The organism is Paenibacillus sp. WLX1005, assembly GCF_046603685.1.
In the GTDB taxonomy this organism is placed as follows: domain Bacteria; phylum Bacillota; class Bacilli; order Paenibacillales; family Paenibacillaceae; genus Saccharibacillus.
The window spans coordinates 390129-403935 of the sequence record NZ_CP176756.1; the positions used below are offsets into that span (position 1 = coordinate 390129).

16 protein-coding genes are annotated in these 13807 nt (G+C 48.5%); 10 read left to right on the forward strand and 6 right to left on the reverse strand.

Going from position 1 to position 13807, the window contains the following annotated elements:
- Positions 1 to 219 precede the first annotated feature (219 nt).
- Entirely contained in the window at positions 220 to 1746 is a 1527-nt protein-coding gene (locus ACE3MZ_RS01615; protein WP_411346665.1) for a DUF6359 domain-containing protein, read from the forward strand.
- A gap of 121 nt (positions 1747 to 1867) precedes the next feature.
- On the opposite strand, the gene ACE3MZ_RS01620 is transcribed toward ACE3MZ_RS01615, so the two are convergent.
- From ACE3MZ_RS01620 to ACE3MZ_RS01635, 4 genes are all read right to left on the reverse strand, one after another.
- Complete coding sequence (locus tag ACE3MZ_RS01620; protein WP_411344816.1) at positions 1868 to 2272, reverse strand: DUF350 domain-containing protein; 405 nt, start codon at positions 2270 to 2272, stop codon at positions 1868 to 1870.
- A gap of 66 nt (positions 2273 to 2338) precedes the next feature.
- A complete protein-coding gene (locus ACE3MZ_RS01625; RefSeq protein WP_411344817.1) occupies positions 2339 to 3742 on the reverse strand; it encodes a glutathionylspermidine synthase family protein in 1404 nt (467 codons plus the stop codon).
- A gap of 4 nt (positions 3743 to 3746) precedes the next feature.
- Positions 3747 to 4082 (reverse strand): hypothetical protein, encoded by a 336-nt coding sequence (locus ACE3MZ_RS01630; protein ID WP_411344818.1) that lies wholly within the window; start codon positions 4080 to 4082, stop codon positions 3747 to 3749.
- Positions 4082 to 4564: a hypothetical protein gene (locus ACE3MZ_RS01635; RefSeq protein ID WP_411344819.1), complete on the reverse strand. Its 483-nt coding sequence runs from the start codon at positions 4562 to 4564 to the stop codon at positions 4082 to 4084. Before ACE3MZ_RS01635 ends, ACE3MZ_RS01630 begins: the two co-directional genes overlap by 1 nt.
- Before the next feature lie 331 nt (positions 4565 to 4895).
- Here ACE3MZ_RS01635 and ACE3MZ_RS01640 point away from each other — a divergent pair, with 331 nt between their 5' ends.
- The 6 genes from ACE3MZ_RS01640 (at position 4896) to ACE3MZ_RS01665 (ending at position 10530) form a co-directional block, all read left to right on the forward strand.
- Positions 4896 to 6218: a hypothetical protein gene (locus ACE3MZ_RS01640; RefSeq protein WP_411344820.1), complete on the forward strand. Its 1323-nt coding sequence runs from the start codon at positions 4896 to 4898 to the stop codon at positions 6216 to 6218.
- A gap of 647 nt (positions 6219 to 6865) precedes the next feature.
- A complete protein-coding gene (locus ACE3MZ_RS01645; protein WP_411344821.1) occupies positions 6866 to 8023 on the forward strand; it encodes a YhgE/Pip domain-containing protein in 1158 nt (385 codons plus the stop codon).
- A gap of 109 nt (positions 8024 to 8132) precedes the next feature.
- The gene (locus ACE3MZ_RS01650) at positions 8133 to 8750 is read left to right on the forward strand and encodes a TetR/AcrR family transcriptional regulator (RefSeq protein ID WP_411344822.1); all 618 of its coding nucleotides are present in this window, start codon (positions 8133 to 8135) and stop codon (positions 8748 to 8750) included.
- 384 nt (positions 8751 to 9134) lie between these two features.
- Positions 9135 to 9692, forward strand: a complete 558-nt coding sequence (gene amaP / locus ACE3MZ_RS01655; RefSeq protein ID WP_411344823.1) for an alkaline shock response membrane anchor protein AmaP — start codon at positions 9135 to 9137, stop codon at positions 9690 to 9692.
- Between the two features lie 12 nt (positions 9693 to 9704).
- Complete coding sequence (locus ACE3MZ_RS01660) at positions 9705 to 9908, forward strand: DUF2273 domain-containing protein (RefSeq protein ID WP_411344824.1); 204 nt, start codon at positions 9705 to 9707, stop codon at positions 9906 to 9908.
- 181 nt (positions 9909 to 10089) lie between these two features.
- A complete protein-coding gene (locus ACE3MZ_RS01665; protein ID WP_411344825.1) occupies positions 10090 to 10530 on the forward strand; it encodes an Asp23/Gls24 family envelope stress response protein in 441 nt (146 codons plus the stop codon).
- Between the two features lie 362 nt (positions 10531 to 10892).
- Here ACE3MZ_RS01665 and ACE3MZ_RS01670 read toward each other — a convergent pair whose 3' ends face one another.
- Positions 10893 to 11465, reverse strand: coding sequence for a thymidine kinase (locus tag ACE3MZ_RS01670; RefSeq protein ID WP_411344826.1), 573 nt, complete (start codon positions 11463 to 11465; stop codon positions 10893 to 10895).
- A 214-nt stretch (positions 11466 to 11679) separates the two neighbouring features.
- Positions 11680 to 12036: an Hpt domain-containing protein gene (locus ACE3MZ_RS01675; RefSeq protein ID WP_411344827.1), complete on the reverse strand. Its 357-nt coding sequence runs from the start codon at positions 12034 to 12036 to the stop codon at positions 11680 to 11682.
- Between the two features lie 45 nt (positions 12037 to 12081).
- Here ACE3MZ_RS01675 and ACE3MZ_RS01680 point away from each other — a divergent pair, with 45 nt between their 5' ends.
- From ACE3MZ_RS01680 to ACE3MZ_RS01690, 3 genes are all read left to right on the forward strand, one after another.
- Positions 12082 to 12777 carry a response regulator gene (locus tag ACE3MZ_RS01680; protein WP_411344828.1) on the forward strand — a complete coding sequence of 232 codons (696 nt, stop codon included), beginning with the start codon at positions 12082 to 12084 and terminating at the stop codon, positions 12775 to 12777.
- Positions 12778 to 13085: 308 nt separating this feature from the next.
- Entirely contained in the window at positions 13086 to 13448 is a 363-nt protein-coding gene (locus ACE3MZ_RS01685; protein WP_411344829.1) for a metal-sensitive transcriptional regulator, read from the forward strand.
- Between the two features lie 145 nt (positions 13449 to 13593).
- On the forward strand, positions 13594 to 13806 hold the full coding sequence (locus tag ACE3MZ_RS01690) for a copper ion binding protein (RefSeq protein ID WP_411344830.1): 213 nt from the start codon (positions 13594 to 13596) through the stop codon (positions 13804 to 13806).
- Position 13807 lies beyond the last annotated feature (1 nt).

A 13807-nucleotide genomic window follows, 5' to 3' on the forward strand; every position in this document is an offset into this window, starting at 1 on the left:
GGATGATGCTGGATTTGTCTATATCTGACATGAAAAAGACATCACGTAAATACGAAAAAATGACCTAAATTTCCTTTTAATAAAAATTTTACATAAAAGAGGAATTTGATAGATAAAAGAGGAATATGATCAATAGAGAATCGCATTTTCCCGCATGGACGGGTACAGGAGGAATGTTCATTGAATTACACTATTCGCAAAAGATGGGTTGCTACGCTGATGACTGCTGTTCTGACAGTCGCTACATTGCTGGGATTTATTCCACAACAGCAGGTGCAAGCAGCAACAGCACTCACCGTAGCACAGGCGATCCAATCGCAAAGTGCAGGCACGATTACGGTAACCGGTATTATCGTTGGGCACGCCAGTGGTTCGCAAACCGCGAATTTCAAAAGTCCATTTGCGAATGATTTTAACGTGTTGCTGGCAGACAGCAGCAGCGAAACCAGCACATCCAAATTGCTGGATGTTCAATTGCCAACATCGTTCCGTTCCCAATACGGTCTGCAAACGAACCCGGGACTGATCGGCACAACGATTACGGTTACAGGCACAGCCGGTACATACAACAACTTTGCGGGTGTAAAGAACCCGACTGCCATCACGACAGGCGGCAGTACAACCCCAACCCCTCCACCAACCGAACCCGGCACGACACTGCCTAACGGTACAGGCAAAAAAGTACTGTTCGACAATACCCATGCCCAAACAGCGGGTGCAGCCGACTGGGTAATTGACGGCGGATTCTCCGACTTTGCAAGTGGTCTGCGTGCAGACGGCTTCACAGTCGCTTCGCTGGAACGCTCGATTCCTTACACATTTGGCGAGCAAGCGATCACGTACGACAAGCTGAAAGGTTATGACGTATTCGTCATCGCTGAGCCGAACGTACCGTTCAAAACAAGCGAACAGGCAGCGATGCTGCAATACGTCAAAGGCGGCGGTAGCATCTTCTTCATCGGTGACCACTACAACGCTGACCGTAACAAAAACCGCTGGGATGGTTCCGAAGCGATCAACGGATACCGCCGCGGCGCTTACAACAATCCGACACTGGGCATGACAACTGAAGAAGCCGCTTCTCCGGCAATGCAAAATGTAACTGGCTCTGACTGGCTGGGCAGCAACTTCGGTATTCGTTTCCGTTACAATGCGCTGGGTGATGCTAACGCAACGGACATCGTTGCTTCCTCGCAAGCATTCGGCATTACTGCTGGTGTTAGCTCGGTAGCGATGCACGCCGGTTCTACACTCGCCATTCTGGACCCGAACAAAGCGAAAGGGATCGTTTATATCCCATCTGGCATGTCCAAATGGGGCAATGCTGTCGATCAGGGCGTATACAATGGCGGCGGACGTGCAGAAGGTCCTTACGCGGCTGTATCCAAGCTCGGTGCAGGGAAGGCAGCATTTATCGGCGATTCCTCACCAGTAGAAGACGCTTCGCCGAAGTACAAACGCGAAGAAACCGGTCAAACGAAAACGACTTACGATGGCTACAAAGAAGTGAACGATGCTACCCTGCTCGTAAACACCGTGCGCTGGTTGGCTGTCAAAGAAAGCTATACCGATCTGACACAAGTAAGCGGTCTGACACTGGACAGCAAAACATCGTTGCTGTCGATCGAGAACCCTGCTACATCGACGGAGCCGCAAGCTGAACCTTGGGCTGCTCCATCCGCAGGATACAAATGGTATGACCCAAAAACATTCAAATCCGGTTCTTATGGCTATGTAGCCCAATAATGACCTGATCCCGACAGAACAGAAAACAAAACAGAACAACCAAGCGATACACCACACCAAACAGCCCCTATGTCTCCCATATCGTCATGGGTACATAGGGGCTGTTTCCTTATTCGCATAATTACATCAAAAATGTGCCGATGACGAACGAGATGCCGATAATGACCGAGCGCAGCAAACGCGCCAGCGCCATATTGCCGTTCTGAATTTGCTCGCACAGCTTTGTTTTCGGTGTGATCAGGTCAAAGATCATATACACCAGACACAGAATCACGATCCCGACCGCTGACCAGATGATCACATCCAGCCAATTGTCCGAGCTGATCGACACTAGCCCGACGATAATACACAATCCGAGCAGCTTACTGCCCATATACATGCCAGCTGCTTCATTGCCTGCGGCGATCTCCTTGTTATCATCGTACCGGGTTAAACGGCTGAATACATAATACCCCACCAGCAAAATGGCAAATAAAATCACCAGCCCAATTCCTACATGCCCCAGATCCGCTACAAAATTTCTCAACACAGTTCCTCCTTAGTAAATGAATACCATCTCTTTGTTCTATCCTATCGAGTTCTGCTGCTATACTTACGGCAAAATTGCCGCTGCACAATAACATGCCAGATTGTCCGTAACCTTGCCACCAATCCGTGGCAACAGACCGGCAAATTGTCCGCCGATCACAAAGGCACCCGTCAACAAATACCCGTCAAAATCGCCTTCCACCGTCTGCGCACACACTGGCTCCATCGGTTGCAGCTGCTGGTAAATTTGCAATTGATGCTCATAATAAGCAGCGATAGCGGCGGCGGCTTCGTCCTCTGCTCTGTCGGTAGGATCGGAATCGGAAGCACCAGCTGAAGGCATCTGCGTTTCTGTGATCGCCTGTTCCTGTGGCGAAGGCGAACGATCTACAGTCTCCGCTACAGGTTCACCCTGCAACTGCGGTTGCTGTATGAGCTTCGTGCCCTGACCTTCGCGCCCAAAGAATCCTTTTGACACATATGGAATATCCGCCAGTATAAACGGCTCAGGTGTAAAATAAGTCGGCAGCATATACCGCTCAATCCACTGACATTCTTCCTCTGTAAACAACGTAAAGCCGATCTGCTCCGCCATCTGGTCGTTGCGTTCATATAGCGACCAGAGCGTAGCCAGAAAGCCTTTGCTCTGGGTGATCATATGCTGTACCGGATTGATCAGTCCCAGCTTGCCATCCGCTACCAGATGCAGCAAGTCCTCGCCTACCGTTCGTCCGCTGTCTTCCTCGCGATCTTCCACCAGATATTCAAGTGGATACAGACGGTATAACAGCTCAATCTTCTGTTGTTCATAAAAGAGTCCGTCACCCGGCACAATGCGCAATTGCTCCAGCGGCACGTATACCGCGTCAATGCCCGCTCGCTTGCATTGTTCCAACAGATAGAGCGTATTCATCCGATCCTCATCATGCCAGTCGTAGCTAGTCATATACAGGATACCGCCAAGTCCGCGCTGCCGATAATCGTATACCGCAGACAGGAACATCTCACGAATACATTCATCCATTTGCGCAGATGCAGGTCGTAAATCCGGCGCGTATTGCAGCAGCTTTCCTTCCAAATACGCGACTTCTGGAATGCCGCTAGGCGTATCGGTGTTATTTTCAATACATTTCATATCGCCGTTCGGGCTGATGATCCAGTCCAATCGGGTGATGCCGTCCCAATCGATCTGCTCTGTTGCTAGCGCAGCGAGTAGAGGATGCAGACCAAGCTGATGGATCAGATATGGCTCTGGCAAATGCTGCTGGACGAAGCGCAGCGTTTTGCGATATAGCTGATGCACCCGCTGTGAACCGAGTGCAAGCTGCTCATATTCATGTGAGGTGTACAGCGTTAAGGCGGACAGGCAATACGGCTTATCGTACATAATGTGATACGGTACGACCTCTGCCACTTCACCGCTAAATAACACCTCACGCGATAGTTGCAAATTACGGGTTTGCCGCATAAGATCAGCCTCCAAAGAACGAATGGCTAGAGCCGGAGCTACCAAAACCGCTGTGCGAGCTGGACGTACTTTTTTTGTAAGAATGGGAGCTATAGTAGCCACCGCCGGAGCTATAATAATAATCTTCATCCTGACAGTCAAATGGCTTGCCTGCACTGTCATACTGACAATACTGATCTTTGTCGCCGCAGCCGGTGAGAGCAACCGGTACGATCAGCATGAGCGAGAAGGCGGTCATTTTGGCTTTGTTGGCGGCACTACCTGTCGTTTGGCTGGATGACTCCGACGATTCGCGGCGATGCACCTGTGAAGACGAGGGGATGTTGTTATCGTTGTTCATTACAGATCCACTCCTCTCATGAAAATCATAACCTTTTGCCGATCGGCATCTAGTGCCGTATACAGCAGTTCATACGTGTATCCCTGTTCGACCCGATAATGATCCAGCAGCATACGCGCGATATCCAGTGTGGACATAAACGAAGAATAAGAGGCGCGGCGCATAAAATCACGCCCGTCCCAGATCCAGAATTCCGGCTCCAGTCGCGATGGATAATCCTTTTGCCCGGCGATGACACGACCGAGACTTTCCTGATACGGCTCTGATAACTCCTGAGCAAATGGACGCGCATACACGACATGCCGCTGATCGTCCTGCGTTTCATGCGAAATATGTACCCAGATGCGATGATTCAGCTTGACCGCATCTACCAGCTTGTGCAGAAATAACTCATCCTGCGGCAGTGACGGATATTCGTGAATCAATCCTTGCTCGCGTTGTTGTCGTTCCGACCACTCTATGTATTGTAGTGGGTAATACATCTTGTCATGCTCACTCCTTTTGAATACTTGCTATTTGCAATACTTCCATGTTTACGAAGCATCTCGCATAAAGATGCAATATTCCCATTTTTCGATAAAAATGTGCATTTGGCAATACTATTCTGGCAAATTCGGACTTCCTATACAGAGGAAAGGGAGGAAGGTCATGATACGGGCTAGTAAATGAGTGGGCATTGTTGGTAATCCAGCCATAGACGACTGTATAATAGGGGCAAGCATTATCGTTTCTAGTATGTATGCGATGAAGCATATCATGCTTTCCTTGGATAAACGTCTGCCACTTTTGTATTGCACAGGGAGGTAAGACCGTATGAATAAACGCGCGGATGCGCTGCAATCTCGTCTGCATCGGACGGGACGATACAATACAGACAATCGCCGCCGTGAATGGTGGTGGATCGCGGGGCTGTTAGTCGCCGGTCTGCTGGTTCGACTCTGGCTTGGAGGACGTTATCCCGGATTTATGGACGACCAGAATCTATTCGTGCAATGGATGAACGATGTGAGGCAATATGGACTGGGAACCGTCTATATGCACAATCATGGAATCAACTACCCGCCAATTTTCTTGGCGCTGATGAGCATCTATGCGGCAGTCCTACATCTGTTCGGCATACAGGCAACCGCAGGTACGCTGTCGTATAAAGGAATTCTGATCGTACTGGATTTGCTATCTTTTATCGCTGTAGCGATCTGGTCACGCGGCAAAGCTGGAGTCATCACCCGCCCGCTACTGCTGGCACTGTTCGCGCTCAATCCCGTGCTAATCGTCGATGGCGCCATCTGGGGGCAGGTCGATATACTGAATGGCATGCTGATGACCGGCTCATTGCTGCTCATCTTGTCCGCTCCACTGATCGCGGGCATTCTGTTCGCGCTCGCACTGCTAACCAAATTTCAGGCAATTGTCATCGCGCCTGTATTCGGCTGGTACATGCTGCGTACGTTATGGAAAAGACAATTTCGTCCCTTGCTGCTATTCCTTGCTGGTGCCTTGCTGCCGCTCCTACTCACGGCTCTATATTTCGCCCTATACGGCGGATTCACAGCGATGATTCGAGGGGCGTACCTGAGTGCAGTCGGCATGTACAAGCAAGTAACCTTGAATGCCTTCAACATCTGGTACTATCTGGTCGGTACAACGCCTGATACAAGCGACACGATCAAGCTGTGGAACGTAATATCGCTTCGTAATATCGGCTTTGTATTATTACTGCTGGCAGTGCTATATACCGGCTGGTATATAGGGAGACGGTTTACCCTGAATACCGCCACCATGCTCAAAGCCGGCGCCTGGATCTCCTTCGCCTTCTTCATGCTACCAACCGAGATTCACGAGCGCTACAGTGTCCCCGCACTGATCATGCTGCTGCTGATCACCTTGCTGGATCGCCGCTGGATACCACTCGCGCTACTACTCAGCGTCACCATCACCTACAACCTGTGGGCAGTCATGACCAGCTACCTACCACCGACCCCAGGCATCATCGTATCCTGCATCCACGTCGTCGCATTGCTCTGGATGGCATGGCTCATACTGCAAGACCTACGCACCCAACATCAACATCGCAATCCCCAAAACCATTCAACAAACCCAGACCATCCACAGCCAACCAATACAAACAACACCTAATTACAATGCAAACATTGCAACCCAGTACCACCATCCATTCCACACAACTACCCGTCAAATACCAAGCAAACAAAAAGAAGTCGCTCCCCCGAGCAGACTTCTTTTTTACTACGTATCACTATCTTTATATTACGATTTTCTCAGTCATTCCAACTATCCCTATACACCACCATCACCTATCACTCTCATTTCTTTCCATCCCAACCACCCATCAACCAAACACCAAACCATCCCTATACCCCAACAATCCCCATCCTCTCCAATTCACTCCCTAACGCCAATCCATCCCCCAAACTCACTGCCACTCCTTCTCTTTGCAAAAACCTGCCCTCCCCCCCAAAGAGTACAGGATGAGGTACGGAACGGAGGGGATGGAACAATGCCGGACGTCCGACTTTGAAGCCCGGATGTCGACCGCATTCACCCATTCCTGACATCCGGGCTTCACCGGAGGCGCCGGCATGTTCCATCCCCGGAGTGTTCCCCCTCTCCCGAAAAATTTCAAATTCTTTGTTTGACAGTATCCGCTTTCAGATTCTATGATATTAAACGGTTGTTTGAAAAACTTGTTCCAGCAACGTTCCAGCAACTAAATTTTAACAAATGTACAGACAGTCCATTGCTACATGGCGTCACAAGGAGGATACATGAAAAGCGCGTTTCAAGCATTTATGAAATTGCCTACCACCAAAGTCGGAATTATGACGGCAATTTTGTTCCAACTTATCTTCACCGTCGTGTGGATGACCGGCTACCAAGGCATTACCGACCGTCTGCAAAATCTGAGCGTAGCGGTAGTCAACGAAGACCCTACCTACGGACAGCAGATTATCGAAGGATTGCAAGGCAAATTGCCAGTTCAACTCAAAACAGAACTGACCCTTGATCAGGCAAAGCAGCAATTGCAGGATCGCGAGGTGCAAATGATTATCCAGATTCCGTCCGATTTTGGTACATCGGTGCAATCGGCGAATCCGGCACAATTGCATTATCTCATTAACGAATCCAATCCAGTCATGATCAAGAATATGATGACCAATATCGCCGATCAAGTAACGGCGAGCGTGAACAAGGTCGCGATTCAGAGTGGCTTGACTGGTGTCTTCTCCGGTTCCGGTCAGGCATCGGCAGAGCAAGCGCAGGCAACCGCAGCTATGCTGGCGCAGCGTGTCGTATCGGATATTCAATCTGTGAATCCGGTGCAGGGTATGAACAACCAGATGGTGCCAATGATGATGGTTCTTGCTTCGTATGTGGGCGCGATGATCATGGGACAGAATTTTCAAATCTCATCCAAAGCGATGGCAAGCCGCTTCGGACGCTGGCAGCGCATGTCGGTACGTCTGCTCGTTACCGCTGCGTCAGCAGTCGTTGTATCGCTGATCGGTACTTCGCTGGTGGCGTTGTTCGGCGGACAGTTAGGGCATGGCTTCTTCGCTTTGTGGGGCTTCCAGGCGCTGTTCCTGCTGACCTTTATGTTCGTAGCGCAGATGTTCCTGTTTGTATTCGATATGGCGGGTATGCTGTTCAATATCCTGATTCTGTCGGTGCAGCTGGTATCGTCCGGGGCGATGATGCCGCGTGAGCTGTTGCCGGAATTTTACCATGTACTGGGTAGTGCCTTCCCGGCGACGTATGCGGTACAAGGCTTGATGAACATTCTGTTCGGCGGCAACGGTACGGGAGCGGCTTGTCTGGCGCTAGTACTGATCTTTGCCGTAGCGCTGATCATCATCGTTGTATCGACGTATTTCCGCCGCGACCGCATGCCGGTATCGCCTACAGTAGCGGCAGCCGAGTCTTGATGCTAAGATAAGAGAAGCAAGTCTGGAAATGATTGGTGAATCAGAACGAAACAGGTCTGTGTGTTGTTTCCGGCTGTAAGCAATTTGAAGCAGGGAAGTGAAGGGGACTTTGGTAAAACAAGGCGAAGATCATGTGAAACTGCGGATTTTGCAGGCGGCACGCAAACTGGCGGCAGCCAGAGGCTTTGAAGCGACGACCATCCGCGAAATCTGCCGGGAGGCGAATGCGAATATTTCGCTCGTTTCCTACTATTATGGGGGCAAGGAGCATCTGTTTGAAGCGATGCTGCAACAGTTTATTCCGTTTCCACTCTTTTCCGAACATATTCGGCAGGAGCAGCTGGACCCGGTTAACGGGTTGGCGCGCTTGATTGAGCGACTGTTCGATTTCGGTCAGCAAGACCCGGAGATTTCGCATATTTTGCATCAGGAGTTTGCACTTCGTTCAGAGCGAATTGCGACGATTCAGCAGTATACGTTCCCGGCATGGGAACTGCTGCGACAATATTTAAAAGAAGGTCGAGAACAAGGCGTGTTTCAGTTCTATTCGCTCGACCAGACGTTTTTGCAAGTGATGGGGAGTATTCTGTTCGGCAGCAATACCGCCAAATCGTTTCCGTTTATTCCGCTGCTCGATCAGGAGCAACCGAATCGACAGCAGCAGCTGGATGAACTTCAACGATATGTGTTGTACGGTATCGGTTATCGCGAACAATCGCCATCATAACAATCAGATAGATACACATAAGGATGATCTGAACACGCGGAGAGAAGCGGTACAGGTCATCCTTTTTGCATATATGAAGCCATGACCAAAGGTATACACATGTAAACAAATTTCCTTATATTCACATTAATTTTACATAAAATAGGAGAATTTAATGATTCATATGACCTATATTCTGGTTACTGCATATTAGGTTTAGAAATCAACCTGCTTCTGTTGCAAAGTCATAAGGTAGGCAAATATTCATGTTGTCGTACACGTAAATACGTATAACAAGCATTTGTAAACATGGGTTGACGGATTACATCTCGCTGTTCCATCAGGTGCAAGTATAGGGCAGACGGCATGTAAGACATGAAAACGAACAACAGAGGGAGAGATGGCATGAACAGGCTGACACGCTTGATTATTTTCCTGATCGGATTGGCGGGCATGGTCGTTACGGCGGTGCTGATTGCGATTACGTATCCGCTGGGACGTGTAACAGAAGTGGTTGTTACATACTTGTCACGGCAACCGTGGGCCCTGCAATCGCTCGTCATTTTGTCGCTGATTGTGTTTGTTGTATGCACGCTGATGGTTCTAGTTAGCTTGCTGGCGCGTCCGAAAACAAGAGCGTTGTATATTACGACTCCTGTCGGCTCTATCCGTCTGTCGCAGGCGATGATCGAACAGACCATTTTCTATGCAGTACAGGAGAAGAATCTGCTAAAACAACCGCAGATTAGCACCAGACTGAACAGCCGCAATCAGGCGGTATATGCGCGTATTAGCGGCGGCGTCATACCAACAGCGAGACTGGTGGATGCGTCACGCGAATTGCAGCTGTATGTCGAGCAGCAGCTTCAGCAGCTGTTACAGATTGAGAAGGTTCAGGTGGAAGTGCTCATTAACGAAAGACAGGAAGAGAAGAAAAATAAACAGGTGCCGCGTGTCATATAAGGAGGGAATCCATTGGAATTGCTGGAACAGTTGATGCCTTATCGAAGACGGATTTTGTGGACACTGCTTGGTTTGTTGATTGGCATTTTGTGGATCACCATCGGGTTCAAATACACTCTGCTGATCATCGCCTGCATGGTCGTCGGGTTTCTGATCGGCAAATGGCAGGATGGCGCACTGGATGTACGGCGCTGGATTCAGTTTTTTACCCGGTAGCCCTGAATAGAGAGTAAGGAACAACAAGATCGGTATTGGGGAAGGATACAGCTCGTCGCAGATGAGTGATCCATCCTTTATACAATAGATGTATGACTGCGCTGAACAAGCGTATAGCTAATTGCTGCACCGTCGTGATGGGAATGAATTACAATTTGCAATCGTGAAAGGATGACTGAACATGGCAGAAACCAGACTGGAACCAACACAGGAAGCATCATTGCAAGCTCGCAAAAACTCACTTACCTTTGAAGACCAGGTGGTACAGAAGATCGCTGCTCTGGCAGCTAACGAAGTACCGGGCGTACTGTCGCTGGAAGGTGGATTTTTCAGCAATCTGGCAGGTCGTTTTAGCAATGCGGAACATGTCATTCGCGGCGTAGATGTCGAAGTTGGTGAAAAGCAGGTCGCCCTTGATCTGGTCGCTGTTGTCGAATACGGCAAAAGTATCCCCGCTATCTTCAATGAACTGATCAAAAAAGTATCCGAAGCGATCAACCGGATGACCGGTTTGGAAGTCGTGGAGATTAACCTCAATATCGTAGATGTCAAAACACGCAAGGAATTTGAGCTCGAAACCAAACCACCACAAGAAGAACCAAAAATAGAACGTGTGAACTAAACCATTCTATACATGTATCTGCATGTGCCATATGGTATTTAGAATATACCTAGTAGCCCATCCAGAGTTGTACCAGTTGTACGCCGCAAAAACAAGAAAAACCGCCGGTCATAGAGGTTGAGGAACCTGACCCGGCGGTTATCTTGTAATATTCTGATGTTATAAGCGATCGCCGACGTTTCCGCCGACCTTGCATTCCAGCCTACAGTGTTCACGCACTGTGGGCTTTCTTTATAATCTTATGATACACCAAAATGCAAAGAAATGAAACGTTAAGAATTAGTACAGCTCGCTTTTTAAATCAATGTTGCATTGATACAGTAGATGACCACGGGGTTTGGTTTATGTTGACAAGAGATTCTTCAGGAAATGGGTGGATTGTTGTAGCATTTGCGACAAACCGGGTAATAACTCTCATTACCACCAATCTGAATCTGCTCGCCCGTATAGACGGGATGTCCGTCGCGCATGCGCATATTCATCGTCGCTTTGCGCTCGCAGAACCAGCAGATCGTCTTCATTTCCTCAATTTTGTCCGCATAGAGCAACATATATTGGCTGCCTTCAAACAGATGGTTTTGAAAATCGTTTTTGAGACCGAAGCCCATCACCGGAATATTCAACTTATCTACAATATCGACCAGTTGCAGGACAACGTCCTTTTTTAGAAACTGGCATTCATCAATTAACACGCACGATGGCTTGGGCTGGTAATTTTGTACGATATGGTAAATATCCGTATCTTCGTGAATCGCAATAGCCTGCCGCCGTACCCCAATGCGTGACGATACATAACCCATTTCATCCCGCGTATCCAGCGCAGAAGTGAAGATAAGGACATGTTTGTTCTGTTCTTCATAATTATGGGCAACTTTGAGAATTTCAATCGATTTGCCGCTGTTCATGGCGCCGTACTTAAAAAATAGCTGTGCCAACGAAAAATGCCCCTTTCTCCGTAGTTTCGCTCCGTTAACCTGATCCATTGTATCAGGAAACGGCAGCAAGACCAAGACATCACGGCAAAGTATTGCAAAGGGCAGGGCAACGCTGAAATAGGAGAATACCGTATGCAAGACTACTATGCTTGAATCCAACCACTACACGTATACCTATGAATACGGCGACAGAGTACACACCTTATACGATACCTTATTCGGGTTGGGCAGCTTGATCCAGCAGTCGTTTCAGCTCATTCGTTTGCTGCTCTAGCCAGTGAATATCAGGAGACTGCCATATTTTGTCTGAATCGTTTAAAATGTAATCAGTCATCACAGCACAGATGTGATCAATCTCGACAAAGGACAGCGTTAACGCCAATCCCTTGATGGCATGCACATGGCGGTGCACCAGCATGGCGAGTTCGCGGGCGGTAGATTCAGACGGATCGTTGGTCTGGCGGTATGTGGCGAAGCTGGCATCTAGCTCTTGCATTTTGATGCTGGCATCATGGAGGAAGCGGATGCGTGTCTGCTCCATAATCTGCCGGTATCGTTCTGCTTTGGACACGTGGGGTTCCTCCCTTTGATTATAAAAAAGGATGTGAGAATAATCGTGAAAAAAATAGTAATTATCGATGATAGCAACCCATTTGTCATGCTGGTGAAACATTTGCTAGAAGATGAGAATGTATTGGTGGATTCATTTGAGGATGCGGTCGACTTTTTGCGTATTCCTTCCCGTATTACAGCGTATGATCTGATTATTCTGGATATTAATTTGCCGGGCATGAACGGATTGCAAGTATTAGAAGAATTAAAAAGCAAACCGGCGACACGAGATGTACCGGTACTGCTGCTGTCAGGTGACTCGCGTTCTGAGATTGTAGTCAAAGGCATTCGCCGCGGAGCCATCGACTTCCTGACCAAGCCGGTCGATCCACCACAGCTGCTAGAACGGGTAATGAAGCATTTACAGCCAGAAGGGAAAGCGGGTAGTACGTCTATGAAATCGCCTGCTGATCCGAACGATTTGGAATCCGTGCCCGCAGAACCTTTGACTGAAGCGGAGCAGAGAGAATTGGACGTCATGTTGAGCGGCGATCATCAGACAGACGATGCGTCGCAAGAGGAGTCATATTCGCAAGCGCTTGGGAATATGCCGGACGATTCGTCTTCAGCGTCGGAGCAGGAGCATCCTTCTCAACAAGAAGAGGACAACAAAGCAGATACAAACAGATCACAAGACGCGCCATCGGACGATGAGAAGAAGAATGCCAAAGCGCCGGTATCGGATGCAGCAGATTCTTAATACAAATAGATAGTTGGAATGAACTGAATAGGGAATGATCTAAGTTTACCATAATGAGAGCAACAATCCCGTTGAAATTACCTTTTTATGTAATTTTTTGAGTGGTACACTAAATACAATATGCAAAGCATATGATCACTGTATCGTCAGATAGCTATTTCTCGTAGTTTGCAAAAACAATACGAAAAGAATCAGATCATCTTGAATACCCCATGGGGGTATGTTAAGATGGAAATATAATCAACATCCGCATCAGTGCGAGTAGGAAACATACAGTCTACTGATGTGATGGCAGAGGGGGACATGGAATGGAGAAGACAGGCGCTTCGCACGAAGAAACATTGCTCGACATTGCGGAACAGGGGGAAGCCTGTGCTACCGGCAGTCATCATGGACGTCGCAGCCATCATTCGGATGAGATGAAGACGAATCTCGTTCGCCGTCTGAACCGGGTAGAGGGACAGATTCGTGGCATCAAAGGCATGATTGAGAAGGACACATATTGCGATGATGTGCTGAATCAGATCGCTGCTGCCCAGTCTGCACTTAATTCGGTTGGCAGATTGCTGCTCGAAGGTCATATGAAGAGCTGTGTCATCGAACGGATCGAAGCGGGCGAGAACGAAGTGATCGACGAACTGCTGATCACGATCAACAAGCTGTTGAAATAAAGCCAGAAGTAAGAAGCATTGCTCGACTATGGAATGTTCGATGATTCAACTCTGTAGGAGAGCTAGTGTTCATCGGTACATTTATGGTAAGCATATACAAGATGTTATTTGAATGATCAAACCCAACGAAAGAGGAGGAATTACAATGGCACAAGTAACATTAGAAGTAGAAGGTATGTCCTGCCAGCATTGCGTCAAAGCGGTCGAAGGCGCACTCGCAGAGATCGGCGCAACTGGGAAAGTCAATCTGGAAGGCAAATCAGTCGATATTGAATACGATGAGAATCAGGTCGATGTCGTGAAGCTGACCGAAGCGATTGAAGATCAAGGCTACGACGTCGTTTCCGCAGGGGCTTGAT